We start from the raw sequence: 16,036 nt of genomic DNA, 5'->3' as shown, positions 1-16,036 counted from the left end.
ATTGATATTAATTAGGAACCTATCTTGGGAAGCATAATATATGACCTAATCAGGGTTGAGTTCTATGAGAGCTAATTTCACATTGCGAATCAAAAATACTTTTTCGTCAGAATAGCTCGGAACTAAGTTTAGCAACTACTGGACAGAATTTATGAAGCTCGATCGCAACCTCTACTTGTACTCGTTTTTAGCTCATTTCAGATGGCTCAAGAAAAGTTACACTGCTAAAATTATGTTTGTGGCATTTTTGGGCACTCATATACCACTTCTAACTTTACTCTTGAGTTTCGTCATTTCAAATTCCTATTCCTTAGAGATGGCGGCGCGAGTTATGATTATTGCTCTATTGGCAACATTAGCAGGTACAGCCGCTACCCTCTACGCCCTAAACCATCTCCTTAAACCAGTAATTTTGACATCTGCTGCATTACAAAATTATCTGAACACCAAAACACTACCGGAATTACCTACAGAATTTGCTGATGAAGCGGGTACATTGATGGCGGATACTTCACAAACTCTTCACAAATTAGATGAGTTAATTCACCATATTACTAATTATGATAACCTGACTGGATTACCCAATCGTGATTTATTCTGCGATCGCCTCCAGCAAATTCTATCCCAACCTGAAAATAATCAGCGCCTTGTAGCTGTCTTTTTGCTCAGTATTGATGATTTCACTGGTATGAGTCATGGGTTGGATCGTCAGACAACAAATTTGTTGTTAAGAGCAGTTGGACAGAGGTTATCAACTTGCGTAGTGCAAACAGATATTCTTGCCCATTTGAATGGAGATGAATTTGCCCTTGCCCGAATTGACATTCATTCTTTAGAAAATGTAATTAAGCTATCTCAGGTGCTGCTGAATACCCTAAATAAACCCTTTTCTCTAGAGGGTAACTCGGTTCATATCAGCGTCAGCATTGGGATCACAATTAATCAGCCAAACGATCGCAATGGCATAGATCAACTTTTGCAACAGGCTCATATAGCCCTATACCAAGCGAAGCAGCAAGGGCGTAGCCAATACCAATTCTATTCGCCAGAAATTAATGCTCAGTTACAAGAGCGGCTGACTTTGGAAAATGAATTACATGGAGCGCTTGAACGTGGCGAAATGCTGGTTTATTATCAACCTCTGATTGATTTAAATAGCGGAGAAATTACAGCGATGGAAGCTTTGATTCGTTGGCAGCATCCTACTTTCGGTATGATTTCCCCAACCAAGTTTATTCCCATTGCCGAAGCTAATGGTGCGATCGTACCAATTGGTGAATGGGTCTTACGAACTGCTTGCGCCCAAACCCGTGCTTGGCAGCTTGCTGGATTTCCCCCAATTCGGATATCTGTGAATCTGTCATCTCGACAGTTTGAACAACCATATCTGGTTGAGATCGTCAACCAAATTCTTGAGGAAACTGAACTCCAGGCATCTTCCTTAGAACTAGAAGTGACAGAGAGTTTTTTGATGGCTGATATTGAGCGTTCAGTTAAAACCTTAAAACAATTACAAGAACTGGGTATATGCTTGGCTCTGGATGATTTCGGTACTGGTTATTCCTCCCTGAATTACTTGAAGCGCTTTCCTGTGAATATGCTCAAAATTGATCAGTCATTTGTACAGGATGTTATGTCTAATCCTGATAGCGCCGCCGTTACCGATGCGATTATTGCTCTCGCAAAGAGCCTCCGGTTGAAAATTACGGCGGAGGGTGTGGAAACTCAAGAACAACTTGAATACCTGCAAAAGCGTGGATGTGATGAAGGTCAGGGTTACTACTTTAGTCGTCCTGTTCCTGCTGATATAATTGCCCCAATGTTGCAAAAAAGTTCTCAGCAGGTAGAGACAATTACAGTATAGGTGGATGCCTAAGCCATTACAACGTCTTCCATTTTGCACCTATCTCGGCGGCCACCCGAATACTTGTATAACGCTACGCACCTAGATTGAGATTCTTTTTGTGTGGAAGCAAGGCTACCACACAAAAAACTGTCCTCCGTGACTTTAGCCCGGAGAGTATCAATCCCAAATATTACCATTGACATCCTCCCCGCCGTAAACGGTCGGGGATTCCTAAGACTCACGACTTAGGTTTCTGTTTCATAGCAACCGCCTCCACCCCTAAGAGGATTTGGTCTTATGTTCGCTCCACAGACTTTACGACTGCGTGTCCCGCAGCAACTTGAAAACAAAATGTTCAGGTGTTTTGTAACTTAAGGATGAAACCAATTGCCTCTTGTTCTTATCCCAGTCTGCCGTCTTTTCTGCGCCGTCGATAGTCTTCTATCGAACTTTGGTGTTAGGCTTTCTGTCTCCGATGTCTGGGTGGGTCAACGACCACTTCTAACTATACCACGATACCTCTAATATAAAGCCGTCCTTTAAGGACGGGGTTTTAAACCCATTTTTCTGATAACCGCACCTTTACAGACGGACACCACTACCGCCACGAAGATTAAAATCTCTTAACCTTTCGTTACACTGAAGACATCGAGCAGGAAAAAAACAAACCTCTCGCAGTTGACATCAAAGGTGAACGACATGAATGGCACAATTCGCGTTGGCAATCTCTTCGGAATTCCCTTCTATATCCATCCCTCATGGTTTTTAGTTCTGGGTTTAGTAACTTGGAGCTATAGCAGTGGACTAGCGGCGCAATTTCCCCAATTGTCTGCGGGATTAGCTTTGCTACTAGGACTGATGACAGCGCTGATGTTATTTGCCTCTGTCGTCGCCCATGAACTAGGCCACAGTTTCGTTGCAATCGGTCAGGGTATTGATGTCAAATCCATCACGCTATTTATATTTGGCGGTTTGGCTAGCTTAGAAAAAGAGTCCAAAACCCCAGGTGCAGCTTTCTGGGTAGCGATCGCTGGCCCAATGGTAAGTTTACTACTATTTGGTATCCTTACAGCTATTGGTATCACTACTACTGCATCAGGCCCGTTAGCGGCAATTCTTGGTGTTCTCGCTTCTGTTAACTTAGCATTAGCCCTATTTAACCTGATTCCTGGCTTGCCCTTAGATGGCGGAAATATACTGAAAGCTGTTGTTTGGAAAATTACAGGCAATCCTTATAAAGGTGTAACCTTTGCCAGTCGAGTTGGGCAAATCTTTGGTTGGGTGGCAATTCTTTCCGGTATAGTTCCCTTACTATTCTTTGGCAGCTTCGGTAACTTCTGGAATTTGTTAATCGGCTTCTTCTTGTTACAAAATGCTGGTAATGCGGCTCAATTTGCCAGAGTGCAAGAAAAACTTACAGGTTTGACAGCCGAGGATGCTGTAACTATTGACAGCCCGATTGTATCTGCTAATCTGAGCCTAAGAGAGTTTGCCGATGAGCGAGTCATCAGTGGGCAAAACTGGCATCGGTTCTTAGTGACTGATAATGATGGACAATTAGTAGGTGCGATCGCAGTTGATAATTTACGAACCATCCCGACAGCAATGTGGTCAGAAACTCAAGTTAAAGAAGTCATGCGACCAATTACCGAATCTACCACAGTCCAATCAGATCAACCTCTGCTGGAAGTCATGCAGTTACTCGAAGAACAAAAACTATCTGTGCTTCCTGTGATTCGTAAGAATGGCGTTTTAGTTGGAATATTAGAAAAAACTGCAATTATCCAGCTACTTCAAAGCCGAACCCAACCTAACCCTGCATAGTGCAATATGATTGTAGAGACGTAGCATTGCTACGTCTCTACAAGGGTTCTGGATAAAACATATTTAATTTGACTAGATATCTATGAGGTTGAGAGCAACAGATAAATTCTAACCTCCTGGCTTCTTCAACATTTCTCCGGTGCTGGCACGTTGCCAAGTTAATTTTTTTGTAGTCTTATCCCAATGCCAGCGTAATAAGTTAGCGGATTGACTCTTAACAATTCCTGGTAAACCGATCGCTTTTCTAGGTGCATTAGTAGCTAAAGCGATCGCACTTTCTACATCACAAATTTCCCACTTCACCAAATTCTGCACTCCCACCAACAAGGGTAAAGTCGTCCCCGACAAAGTGCCATCGGCTAGTCGTGCCGTACCGTTTTTAACTTCAATTTCTCGACTATCCCAAGGATACACGCCATCGGGTAGCCCCAAAGGAGAAAGGGCATCGCTGACAAGTAACAGCCCTTTTTCTTGATAGCTAGCGCGAAGTAAAATTTGCAGCATTGTGGGCGAAACATGTTCACCATCAGCAATAAAACCACACATTACATCAGGATTGATAATTGCTGCCCCTAATAACCCTGGTTCGCGGTGATGTAATGCTGGCATAGCGTTGAAAGCATGAGTTACCATCGTTGCACCTTGTTTAAAGGCACGTTGCCCAAGGGCCGCTGTTGCTTGAGAATGCCCTAAACTGACAATGATTCCCAGAGAACGCAAATATGGAATTACTTCGCCAGTCAAATCTAACTCCGGTGCTAAAGTGATGACTTTCACAACATGGGCATAATCACCCAAAACCTGCTTTACCCGATCCATTGTCAGGGGTAAGAGATACTCTGCTGGGTGTGCGCCACGCTTTTGAAAATTCAAAAATGGCCCTTCTAGATGTACTCCCAAAATCTTCGCCCCTGCTGGTTGATTGGTGATAACCTCAGCAATAATCGCAAGCGATCGCTGAATGTTTTCTACTGAAGTTGTTACAAGTGTCGGTAAAAACCCATCTACTCCAACATCCCATAAAAATTGTGATATTTCTTGGAGCTTATGAGCATTTTCAGCCGTTAAATTAGGAAATGCCAAACCCAAAGCACCGTTAATTTGCAAATCAACGCCACCCAATGAAATCCAATCGCCAGCAACATTTATTATAGATGCACGGCTGCGTGCTTCTACCGTACCCATTGGTAAGATTTGCTCAATTATGCCCTGTTGGTTAACCAAGAGCATCTGCAAATCTTTGTAACCAGGCACTCTAGCATTGATAATATCTACAGGATTTTCTATTACTTGGGTCATCACACTGACGAGAAGATAGCTAAATCTGATTTTAGATGCAACCAATATCAATAAATCAATTCAAACAACGCCAATAGATGAGATGATTATCGGCATAACCTACCTCAAATAATTTTTAATTTTTAATTTTTAATTTTTAATTATTATGACTCCCCTAGTTGGTATTATCATGGGCAGCGATTCTGATTTGCCCACCATGAAGGACGCGATCGCAGTTTGTGAGGAATTTGGCGTTGAGAATGAAGTAGCGATCGTTTCTGCTCACCGTACCCCAGAACGCATGGTGCAATATGCTCAACTTGCACACCAACGTGGTATTAAGGTAATTATTGCCGGTGCCGGTGGTGCTGCCCATCTGCCGGGAATGGTAGCGTCTTTAACACCACTTCCTGTTATCGGTGTTCCTATAGCCACCCGGAACTTACAAGGCGTGGATTCTTTATATTCTATTTTACAAATGCCCGCAGGAATTCCTGTAGCAACAGTGGCGATCGGTAATGCCAAAAATGCCGGACTTTTAGCAGTACAAATCCTCGCAACTCAGCAACCAGAATTGTTAAAAAGAGTACAACTATATCGCCAAACTCTATGTGAATCAGTAATTGCCAAGCAAGCAAAACTAGAACAACTAGGCTATGAGCAATATTTACAGCAGATGTTTTAATAAATCTTAACAGCAGATTAGCAGCAAGTCTTTCCCAATGACAAATGACAAATGACTAACCAAACTATTCGCATTGTTGCCCGTATTATTGCTTTGCCTAACAAAGTAGAAGAACTAAAAGCTGTACTGTTGGAACTCATTGAGCCAAGCCGTTACGAAGCAGGTGCGATCGAGTATAAACTTTTGCAAAACCAAGACGAACCAACAGACTTTACTTTTGTAGAGGAGTGGACTTCTCATGAAGCCCTGAATACTCATCTAGATTCACCCCACTTCCAAGCGGTAGCAGCTAAACTCGAAGGTTTAGTGAGTGCTGCACCAGATATCCGTTACTACCATCTTTTGGCATAGTGTCATGTTCCTTAGAAGTAGGCTCTTTATTGTTGGGGATAATTTGGAATATCTCAGCCCTAAATTCTAAGATTGAAGCGATCGCTCCAGAATCAATCTAGCATTCTGAAGTATCTTGGTTTTGAGACCTTAGTCAAAAATTTAGAGTGCAACATTCATGTGCCAATTGCTCGGAATGAATTGCAATGTTCCAACAGATATTTGCTTTTCTTTTGAAGGGTTTTCTGCACGGGGAGGAAAAACGGACGATCATAGCGATGGTTGGGGCATTGCTTTCTTTGAAGGAAAGGGATGTCGGATGTTTTTAGATGCCCAACCTTCTGTTGCTTCTCCGGTAGCCGAGTTGGTGCGGAGTTATCCCATCCACTCAACTCATGTCATCGCCCATATCCGTAAAGCTACTCAGGGTAAAGTTGCCCTACACAACTGCCATCCTTTCCGTAGAGAATTGTGGGGTCAGTATTGGGTGTTTGCCCACAACGGTAATTTGCCAAATTTTGATCCAGAAAATTTAGGCTTTTATCAAGCTGTAGGTGATACAGATAGTGAAAAAGCATTCTGTACGATCTTAGAAACATTGCGATCGCGCTTTCCTGATGGTAAGCCTGACATCAAAAAATTGTACCCTGTACTTAAACAAATTAGTGATGCAATTGCAAAAATAGGTATCTTTAATTACTTATTATCTGATGGAGAACACTTTTTTGCTCATTGCTCAACCAAACTCAGCTACATTGTCCGTCAAGCACCTTTTGCAGCTGCCCATTTAATCGATCAAGACATGACTGTAGATTTTCGGGAAGTGACTACCGAACGCGATCGCGTTGCTGTCATTGCTACCACACCTTTGACTGACAACGAAGTTTGGACACAAATCAAACCCGGAGAATTACTAATTTTTCAGGATGGTTTGCCCCTGAAATATGCATTCACTTAATAATCAGTAGTTAGTCGATTTATCCCATTTAGATAATTTCTAGATGGGTTTTATTTTTGATGGTGTTCATATTAAGTAATTTGTAGGGTGTGTTAGCGACAGTTTAACGCACCTTTCGTAAGGATTTGGTGCTTTACAGATTTCATCCTAACGTACCCTACAGTACTTAATTTTGTTCAGAAATCAAATAGGAATCCTATCCTATTATAGCAATTCCATTTAATTTGTTTTTTACTGAGAGGCTCAGATCCCCGACTTCTTCAAGAAGTCGGGGATCTTTTTGTTACAGATGTATATTACTTTTTTAACTTACCAATTTATATAATTTTTACCCAACTTAGTTGTTAAAAGCTTATACAAAATACTGATTTTATTGGTATAAAATGTATGTATTTACACTGAAGTATATCTATATTAATATAGTCAAGAAAACGCTGTAACTCATGTTAAACAAGAGTTTTAGATATTTCTATTTACTGCAAACATCATTGCAGAAAATGTATTCTTAACAACATAAAATAAAATTCTCTGATGAATGCTATCCAATTACTGCTCCTCATTGCAATTTTCTTTCTCACAAGTGTCATAAGTGTCATTACAGGAAGTACTTCTTTAATTACCGTCCCTGTAATGTTGCAATTGAATATTGAACCGCGTATTGCACTTGCCACTAATATGCTGGCATTAACCTTTATGAGTGTTGGTGGTACATTGCCTTTTATTGGTAAAAAAACAATTGACCGCAATCGCTTACCAATAATAATTTCCCTAACGCTTTTAGGCTCAATCATTGGTGCATTACTTGTTTTAGTTGTACCGTCAAAATCTATGCCTCTGATTATCTCGATTTTGATGATTGTAGTTGCCGTATTTTCAATCACCAATCGGAATGCTGGAATTGTTTTAAGAATAGGAAGACCATCACCAATAGAAGAAATTGGTGGATATGTGGCAACTTTTGTGCTTGGTGTTTATGGTGGTTTCTTTAGTGGTGGCTATGTCACTATGCTCACAGCAGCTTATGTCAGCCTATTTCGGATGACATTTGTACAGGCGATCGCAAACACAAAGTTTATCAATATTTTTTCTTCGCTGATTGCCACCATTATTTTCTTTACACAGGGAATAGTTGATTACAAACTAGGTATTATTCTGAGTATTACTATGTTCATTGGTGGAATTGTTGGATCGCGGGTTGCCCTCAGACTTAGCAACCTCTGGTTACGACGTATATTTCTCAGCACAGTAATTGCTCTTGCACTCAAGACGTTATTTGATTTTGCTGCATATTCACCAAAAATTTAAATATAAATACTTAACAGGCTGTTCATAAAAATTGCAGTCATGAACAGCTGTTGAATAAAAATCTAGATTAGAAAGCCAATGTTAGCGTCGGCCACTTTGTATTTTGTCGAAGATTGCACCGTCGTCGAAAAACTTCTTCTGAAGAGTATCCCAGCCTCCCAAACTCTGAACATTATAAAGCTTAGAAATCTTGGGAAATTTATTCTGTACTTCCTTTGTGACAGTAGAGTTAACAGGTCGAAAACCAACTTTGGCAAACTCACGTTGAGCTTGCGGTGTAAAAAGAAACTTAACGAAACCTTCGGAAACCTCGCGGGTACGGTGCTTGTCAACATTTTTATCCACAACTGTTACTGGCCCATCTATGGAAATGTTCACTTGAGGAACCACATAAGATGGTGAAGTTTTTCCTTGTTGTGCTGCTAAGATAATCTCGTTTTCGTAGTTAAGCAAAACATCCCCTTGACCTTTCTTGTAAAAGACATCGCTCGATTCCCGCGCATCTTTAGGTAACACAGGGACATTGCGAAAGACTTGGGTAACATAGTTAAGAGCTTGAGCTTCACTTCCACCATTCTTAGTAATCGCACCCCATAAAGCCAGAAAGTTCCACCGTGCGCCTCCTGAAGTCTTAGGGTTGGCTGTAATCACCTTTACCCCTGATTTGGTTAAATCACTCCAACCCTGAATTTTTTTCGGATTACCTTCACGTGTTTCTAGGGCAACTACTGAGTGAGTCACAATTGAGTTATTTGGTGCTTCGTTCTCCCAGCCTGGTTGAATAAGTCCGGCTTTTTCAATTTTTTTGGTATCCAATGCCAGCGCCAAGGCTACAACATCTGCTTCTAATCCGTCAATTACTGCACGGGTTTGAGAGCCAGAACCACCATAACTTTCCCGAATTACTACATCTTGACCTTTTTCGCGTTTCCATTTCGCTACAAATTCAGGAATGATTTTCTGGTAAGCAGCTTTGGTGACTGCGTAGGAAACGAGAGTGATTTCAACCGTCTTACCGGCTTGACTCATCAATTGAGGCTTCTGGTTAACAGAAACAGTTTTATTAGCAGTGCCCGCAGCATAAGAAGGAATAAGGATACTTAAGCTCAAGCCAGTTGCTAACAAAAGTGCAGAGGTTTGAGTAGATGCAGGTTTTTTCTGGGGAAATAGTTGTTTCACCATGCCTAAAACTTGTAACTTTTGGAATTGCAGATGTGTCATGGGATGCTGGATGCTATGTAGTTACTTGTAAAACAACGGTAAATCGGTCAATTTACCGTTCTATATCTTTAGGAAGAGATTAGCAGATGAACCCTAGAATTTCAACTAAATTTTTATACTAAAAGTTTTAATTTTAGGACTTACTCAAAAAAATCGGCGGGAATCCCATCCCTTCAAGGGGTATCCGGGATAGCCGCCAGCCGATTTAGTCATTAGTACCAACGAATAGAAATTCCCCGGCTTTTCATGAAAAGCCGGAAATGAGTTAAAAATTAGCTGTTCCCTAGCAAGTTGCTTGATGTATAGAACAGATGATTTTGATGACAACTTGATAATTAAAAATGAGAGTCTTTGTAATTGTTCATATAACTGGTTATATTCCCATATTCTTTATCAAGAATAGGAAGTTTTTATAAGGGAAATGCTGAAAACCCCTGAGAAACAGCAACGTAGTTGCGTATTTCGTACTTCAGGAAGGGGATGAAAGCTGATAGCACCGTTTACGGTGTTCTGATTTAATCTTTTTGGTGTGCTATGTAATCTATTACATTTTTTGTAGAAATATTACCAGCAGTTGAAACAAAATAGCTTGGTGTCCATAGAGTTGGAAGTTTAAGTAATTCTGGAAACTATGAGTCTTAAGTGATGAGAAGCCCGTCCTTTAATTCTGTTCATGATTTGGGAGGGATTGTCTGTTGGTTTCACATTCAAAAATAAGTGAATATGGTCAGGCATGATTTCCATTGCAATAATTTTCCATCTAAATTCAATTGCAAACCTCACAGATGATTTCCTGCAATCTCTCTGCTATTACGTCTACCAATACCTTCTTTCTCCGTTTTGGTATAAAAACAAAGTGATAGTTAAGAAGTGATATTGCATTGCCTTCATGTCTGTATTCATCTGGAGAAAAAATTCCCATCTTTCTGTAATTGCTGATTGTGTTTTGTATATATTATGTAGTGTATAATCGAGTTAGCCAATCGACAATAGGAGGTGATTACAAACTGCTAACAAATTACGCCTACAAGCTGCGTCCTAACGTTACTCAGTCAAACAAAATGGGTGGATGGCTAGATATGCTTCGCTCTACCTACAACTGGAGTTTGACTGACAGAATAGCTCAATATAATCAGCAATTTATTCAGGGAGACTATTGTGATATCAGAACTAAATCAGAAGCCTGTCCACTGACTTGTTTTGTTAGCAAGAATGGTGCAAGCGGAGAACCTTGGAAGGATGCTAAGAAAGATTTAGATGGCAAGCTGAAAAACCCACGGCGTAGTGCTGGAGATATCCAAATAACGGCTTTACCTCAGCTAAAGAAAGCTAGACCGTGGTTTGGTAAAATTGATTCTACAGTGCTACAACAAAACGTTAAACGTCTTGACACTGCTTACAAAAACTTTTTTGATGGTAGAGGGTTTCCCAAATTTAAAAACCGGAGCAATTTTACATCCTTTACTTACCAGATGGGCGTGAAAGTTCAAGGGAGTAAAATCTACCTTCCTAAGTTAGGATGGATGCGATTCTTCAAATCTCGCTTAATACCAGATGGATTTACTCTCAAGTCCGCGACAATCCGCAAGCGTCAAGATGGTTGGTATGTCTCAATTAGGATTGAAGATAAAAGTATTCCAGATTACGTATTAAAACCAATAGATGAAGTTAAGTCTATCCTTGGTTTCGACTTAGGAATAACCAAGCTTGTTCACTTGTCGGATAGGTATCAAATTAATAATCCTAAATTCTCAACTAACAAGAAAGCTAAACGTACTCTGAAAATTAGACAGAGGCGAGTTAGCAGAAAAGTTAAGGGTAGTAAAAATTGTAAAAAAGCAGCTAGCAAGTTAGGACGTTTTCACAAAAAGATTACAGATAAACGAGTCACTTACCAGTGGGACGTTGCAAACCTCATAGTATCTTGAAAGGTTGATGCTATTGCCTTAGAAGATTTAAATATCTCCGGTATGTTGAGACGTTGCAAAGTTAAAGTTGATGAGAATAGTGGCAGGTTTTTGAAAAATGGGCAATCGAGAAAGAAAGGTTTAAATCGCGCTATCTCTGATGCAGGGTGGGGTGAATTAATTTTAAAGATTGAGTATCTCGCTGCAAAGCAAGGAAAAGTCGTGATTAAAATTAACCCTAAACACTCTAGCCTTGAATGCAGAAATTGTGGGCATATTGATAAGTCTAGCCGTGATGGTGAAAAATTCATCTGCACTGAATGCGGATATCACGAACACGCTGATATTGGTGCTGCAAAAACTGTTAGAGATAGAGGTTTTAAGATAGTACGGGGGGACTCCCCGGAACTTGCTGTTAAACACCTAAACGCTCAAAAGATATCAGCACGCACTTTTGTGCAAACGTGTTGAGTCTGAGAACCTGTGCAAACAGGATATTAAGATTGTGAGGTCTTAAGAATCTCCTCGCCTTTAGGTAGGAGAGTGTCAATACATCTATAACCAGATACTTGTACTCATCCTGTATTATAGTATATAACTGTATTCCCATCAGATAACTGTAGAATTAGCGGAGGAAATGGAATGAGTTTGTGGCAACGCCCACTGAAAAGATTACAAGCGATGTCTGAACATGGAACATATCGGTTCCGGCTAAATTCGCTTAAAAGCTTTGTATCACTCTTTTTGGTAGGTATGGTATTGAGTGTGGCGCTAGCCGCTTGCTCCGGTGGAACTGGAGGTAATTCTTCCACGGAAACCCCTGCTGCTAGTCCTGTTGCTGCAAGCAAGGATAATATTGAACTAACTTTGGTTTCTTTTGCAGTTACGAAAGCGGCTCACGAAGCCATCATTCCTAAGTTTGTAGAACAATGGAAGAAAGATCATAACCAAACTGTCGTCTTCAAACAAAGCTATGGCGGTTCTGGTTCCCAAACTCGCGCCGTTATCGATGGTTTGGAAGCAGATGTTGTTCACTTAGCGCTAGCTGGAGATACCTCAAAAATTGAGAAGGCTGGATTGATTCAACCAGGATGGGAGAAAGAAGTTCCCAACAATGGTATTGTCTCCAAATCAGTAGCAGCATTAGTCACACGTCCAGGAAATCCAAAAAACATCAAGACTTGGCAAGATTTATCTAAAGACGGTATCAAACTAATTACCGCCGATCCGAAAACATCAGGGGTTGCTCGCTGGAATTTCTTAGCTCTTTGGAATTCAGTGATTAAAACTGGTGGAGATGATGCTAAAGCTACTGAGTTTGTTACCAAAGTATATAAAAACGTGCCTTTATTGACCAAGGATGCACGTGAAGCTACTGATGCTTTTTTCAAGCAGGGTCAAGGTGATGCCTTGATTAACTATGAAAATGAGATTATTTTGGCAGAACAAAAGGGTGAAAAGTTGACTGCAATCATTCCCGATGTCAATATATCTATCGATAATCCCATCGCAGTGGTAGATAAAAATGTAGATAAGCACGGCACGCGTGAAGTTGCCGAAGGTTTTGTCAAATATCTATATACTCCAGAGGCTCAACAGGAGTTTGCCAAATTTGGATTCCGACCGGCGGATGATACTTTGACCCTCAGTAAAGAAGTTGCAGACAAATTTCCCAAAGTGAAAACTCTGGGTACAGTTGCAGATTTCGGTGGTTGGGATGGAATCAATAAGAAGTTCTTCGCAGATGGAGCTATTTTTGACCAAATTCAAGCCAAGAAAAAGTAATTAGTCAAAATAATTCGTAATTCGTAATTGAAGGACAGACTAACTTGCTTGTTTACAGCACACTCCGCGAACTGTTGTGGAGTAATAATTACGAATTACGAATACTGACAAAAAACTTTTTTTGATTTTTGAATTTTAAATTCGGAGCGAAGCGACGTGACAACTGTAGGGACTTCTGTGGAAATTGAACGCAAAACACCGTTCTGGAAGAAATTGGGGCGGGTTCCCTGGACTTGGCGAATCACCATTGGATATCTGACGGTGATGTTGTTTATCCCCATAGCTGCCATGTTCCTGAAAGCAAGTACAGAAACTCCGGCGAGATTTTGGGCGATCGCAACCAGTGATATTGCATTAGCAACATATAATGTAACTTTTTTTACAGCAATATTTGCAGCCTTGCTCAATGGCGTATTTGGAACTTTGATTGCTTGGGTTCTAGTTCGTTACGACTTTCCGTTAAAACGCTTAATTGATGCCACAGTGGATTTACCCTTTGCCCTACCAACATCAGTAGCAGGGCTAACCCTGGCAACAGTTTACAGCGATAAAGGTTGGATAGGTTCGCTACTAGCACCACTGGGAATTAAAGTATCCTTTACCCGCACTGGAGTAGCGGTAGCAATGATATTTATCTCACTACCTTTTATCGTGAGAACTGTGCAACCCGTGCTTCAAGAAATGGAACATGAAATTGAAGAAGCTTCTTGGTGTCTGGGTGCTTCTCAATGGCAGACCTTTTGGAAAGTGATTTTGCCACCTTTATTTCCGACAATTTTGACTGGTGTTGCCTTGGGTTTCTCCCGTGCAGTTGGAGAATATGGGTCAACCGTAATTATCTCTTCTAATACACCCTATCAAGATTTAATCGCACCTGTGCTGATTTTCCAACGGTTAGAGCAGTATGACTATTCTGGTGCGACAGTAATTGGCATAGTTTTACTATCAATTTCGTTGGTATTGCTGTTGGCAATTAATTTCTTACAAGCATGGGCAAGGCGATATGACACTAGATAAGCCAAGTTTTCATTCATCTGCATCTGTATCTGATACAGCAAAGCCGAAAGAGCAAAAGAGTTGGGTGCCAATAGTTTTAATTGGTATAGCGATCGCTTATTTAGCTCTAGTTCAATATATCCCGGCAATTAACGTTTTTGTCCAAGCCTTCAGCAAGGGAGTTGGGCCGTTTCTGTCCAATCTGACACGACCAGCTTTTCTGCATGCCGCCTGGCTAACACTATTGCTAGCGGTAATTTCTCTACCCTTGAATACAGTATTTGGACTATGTGCAGCTTGGGCGATCGCTCGTCATAAATTTCCTGGACGTGCGGTAGTCTTAAGTATTATCGATCTTCCCTTTTCTATCTCGCCCGTAGTCGCAGGATTGATGATTGTGCTACTTTACGGGCGTAATGGCTGGTTTGGCCCTTGGCTCCAAGCCCATGATATCAAGATTGTCTTTGCCTTCCCCGGTATGGTACTAGCTACAGCCTTTGTGAGTATGCCCTTTGTGGCGCGGGAAGTGATTCCTGTTTTAGAAGAGTTTGGTAAGGATCAAGAAGAAGCTGCTAGAACTCTAGGTGCAAAAGATTGGCAGATATTTTGGCGCGTCACCTTGCCTAGCATCCGTTGGGGCTTACTCTACGGTTTGATTTTGACTAATGCTAGAGCAATGGGTGAATTCGGAGCGGTTTCGGTAGTATCTGGCAACATTGCTGACCAAACCCAGAGCCTACCACTGTTTGTAGAAGATGCTTACAAACAATACGAAACAGAAGCTGCTTTTTCTGCGGCTGTACTATTAGGGTTGCTAGCAGTAGTAACCTTGGTGCTGAAAGAGATTTTAGAACGCAAAACCCGTATTAAAGATGTTGAATAGGTTAGATATAGGGTATGGGAAATTGGTTATTTCACCCTGCTCTTTTACGCCCAGTTCCAATGTCCAATCCCTTTGATGGTGACAATTATGGCTAGTGACAATACACTTACCAATAAACGGATTCGGTTAAGAATTCCCAAGGACTATCACCAAGAACCTGTAATTTCTCGCCTGGTGTCTGATTATGGACTGACTGTAAATATCACCGCAGCCATTTTAGGAGCCAACGCTGTTGGCGATGGTTGGTTTGACCTGGAATTACAAGGAACAGAAGCACAAATTCAGAGCGCCCTAACCTATCTCCATAACTTGGAGTTAGAGGTGTGGGATGACACTAAAGCAACTGATTGGTAAGGGTTATATTATGGTAGGAGCGCACAGCTAAATGTACGCTCCTGCTGATGATTATGGTTTAAACAGATGAAAAACGCTGTGATTAAAAGTATGGTAATTTACCACCTCTATCTAATAAAAGAAACTATTGGATAGAGATGATTGTGAACTTAGCTAAATTCATTACCAACGTTCATAGTGACCGCGAATCCATACATTATGGTGATGTATTCTCTCCCAATGCCCAGGAATCCATCTTTGATGATGATGATGCCCACCAAGATCGATAACTAATGCTGATGCCTGTTTTGGTATGGCAGCAATGAACAGTGGTAAAGCAACTAAGACACCTGCAAGTATTCGTTTCATACCTATGTTTCCTTTGTTGAACTATCTGGTATTAAGTCAGTTAAATCCTTTGGGAATCAATTTTAAGTAATTTAACTGGATTGATTTATTAATTTAGACTGCTACTTTTTCTAAAAGGTTTAATTTAGTTGATGTCAATTTTGTGTTATTAATATGTCAAATTTATGTACTATCTAATTGCCATTAAAATCGTCTGAATTTCTCTCTTCCCGCGTCAGATAGGGGTTAGATTTTTTATGGACTTTATGGAAATATCAACCGCTTTAACCTCAAGTTATAGTTGACTTATGAAGCACTGAGGCACAGAGAAGCCAGT

The 16,036-nt window shown here is 40.8% G+C and carries 15 protein-coding genes and 1 pseudogene; 12 read left to right on the top strand and 4 right to left on the bottom strand.

All coding sequences use genetic code 11. The annotated features are described in order from the left end of the window. The first annotated feature begins 151 nt into the window (after positions 1–151). On the top strand, positions 152–1,864 hold the full coding sequence (locus GTQ43_RS14290; RefSeq protein ID WP_265273254.1) for a putative bifunctional diguanylate cyclase/phosphodiesterase: 1,713 nt from the start codon (positions 152–154) through the stop codon (positions 1,862–1,864). A gap of 681 nt (positions 1,865–2,545) precedes the next feature. After that, positions 2,546–3,670: a site-2 protease family protein gene (locus tag GTQ43_RS14285; protein WP_265273253.1), complete on the top strand. Its 1,125-nt coding sequence runs from the start codon at positions 2,546–2,548 to the stop codon at positions 3,668–3,670. 108 nt (positions 3,671–3,778) lie between these two features. On the opposite strand, the gene nagA is transcribed toward GTQ43_RS14285, so the two are convergent. Continuing rightward, complete coding sequence (gene nagA, locus GTQ43_RS14280; protein WP_265273252.1) at positions 3,779–4,969, bottom strand: N-acetylglucosamine-6-phosphate deacetylase; 1,191 nt, start codon at positions 4,967–4,969, stop codon at positions 3,779–3,781. 145 nt (positions 4,970–5,114) lie between these two features. Here nagA and purE point away from each other — a divergent pair, with 145 nt between their 5' ends. From purE to GTQ43_RS14260, 4 genes are all read left to right on the top strand, one after another. Further along, positions 5,115–5,633 (top strand): 5-(carboxyamino)imidazole ribonucleotide mutase, encoded by a 519-nt coding sequence (gene purE / locus GTQ43_RS14275; RefSeq protein WP_265273251.1) that lies wholly within the window; start codon positions 5,115–5,117, stop codon positions 5,631–5,633. Between the two features lie 51 nt (positions 5,634–5,684). Next, a complete protein-coding gene (locus tag GTQ43_RS14270) occupies positions 5,685–5,984 on the top strand; it encodes a putative quinol monooxygenase (protein WP_265273250.1) in 300 nt (99 codons plus the stop codon). Positions 5,985–6,141: 157 nt separating this feature from the next. Then, positions 6,142–6,921, top strand: a complete 780-nt coding sequence (locus tag GTQ43_RS14265) for a class II glutamine amidotransferase (protein WP_265273249.1) — start codon at positions 6,142–6,144, stop codon at positions 6,919–6,921. Between the two features lie 531 nt (positions 6,922–7,452). Further along, positions 7,453–8,226: a sulfite exporter TauE/SafE family protein gene (locus GTQ43_RS14260; RefSeq protein WP_265273248.1), complete on the top strand. Its 774-nt coding sequence runs from the start codon at positions 7,453–7,455 to the stop codon at positions 8,224–8,226. Between the two features lie 81 nt (positions 8,227–8,307). On the opposite strand, the gene GTQ43_RS14255 is transcribed toward GTQ43_RS14260, so the two are convergent. Then, positions 8,308–9,408: a sulfate ABC transporter substrate-binding protein gene (locus tag GTQ43_RS14255; protein ID WP_265273772.1), complete on the bottom strand. Its 1,101-nt coding sequence runs from the start codon at positions 9,406–9,408 to the stop codon at positions 8,308–8,310. A 554-nt stretch (positions 9,409–9,962) separates the two neighbouring features. Then, positions 9,963–10,363, bottom strand: a pseudogene (gene tnpA, locus GTQ43_RS14250) (IS200/IS605 family transposase). Positions 10,364–10,409: 46 nt separating this feature from the next. Here tnpA and GTQ43_RS14245 point away from each other — a divergent pair. The 6 genes from GTQ43_RS14245 to GTQ43_RS14220 all read left to right on the top strand — a co-directional run bounded on the left by GTQ43_RS14245 (position 10,410) and on the right by GTQ43_RS14220 (position 15,372). Beyond that, positions 10,410–11,375, top strand: coding sequence for an RNA-guided endonuclease InsQ/TnpB family protein (locus GTQ43_RS14245; RefSeq protein WP_265273247.1), 966 nt, complete (start codon positions 10,410–10,412; stop codon positions 11,373–11,375). 42 nt (positions 11,376–11,417) lie between these two features. Then, complete coding sequence (locus GTQ43_RS14240) at positions 11,418–11,825, top strand: transposase (protein WP_265273246.1); 408 nt, start codon at positions 11,418–11,420, stop codon at positions 11,823–11,825. A 171-nt stretch (positions 11,826–11,996) separates the two neighbouring features. Then, positions 11,997–13,139 carry a sulfate ABC transporter substrate-binding protein gene (locus GTQ43_RS14235; RefSeq protein ID WP_265273245.1) on the top strand — a complete coding sequence of 381 codons (1,143 nt, stop codon included), beginning with the start codon at positions 11,997–11,999 and terminating at the stop codon, positions 13,137–13,139. Positions 13,140–13,295: 156 nt separating this feature from the next. Next, positions 13,296–14,156, top strand: coding sequence for a sulfate ABC transporter permease subunit CysT (cysT, locus tag GTQ43_RS14230; RefSeq protein ID WP_414859099.1), 861 nt, complete (start codon positions 13,296–13,298; stop codon positions 14,154–14,156). Beyond that, positions 14,143–15,018, top strand: a complete 876-nt coding sequence (gene cysW, locus GTQ43_RS14225; RefSeq protein WP_265273244.1) for a sulfate ABC transporter permease subunit CysW — start codon at positions 14,143–14,145, stop codon at positions 15,016–15,018. Before cysT ends, cysW begins: the two co-directional genes overlap by 14 nt. A gap of 87 nt (positions 15,019–15,105) precedes the next feature. After that, positions 15,106–15,372 (top strand): NIL domain-containing protein, encoded by a 267-nt coding sequence (locus GTQ43_RS14220; protein ID WP_265273243.1) that lies wholly within the window; start codon positions 15,106–15,108, stop codon positions 15,370–15,372. Between the two features lie 162 nt (positions 15,373–15,534). Here GTQ43_RS14220 and GTQ43_RS14215 read toward each other — a convergent pair whose 3' ends face one another. After that, positions 15,535–15,720: a hypothetical protein gene (locus GTQ43_RS14215; RefSeq protein ID WP_265273242.1), complete on the bottom strand. Its 186-nt coding sequence runs from the start codon at positions 15,718–15,720 to the stop codon at positions 15,535–15,537. Between the last annotated feature and the right edge of the window lie 316 nt (positions 15,721–16,036).

This window comes from Nostoc sp. KVJ3, assembly GCF_026127265.1.
Lineage (GTDB): Bacteria > Cyanobacteriota > Cyanobacteriia > Cyanobacteriales > Nostocaceae > Nostoc.
This window is presented reverse-complemented; position numbering and strand designations above follow the sequence as displayed.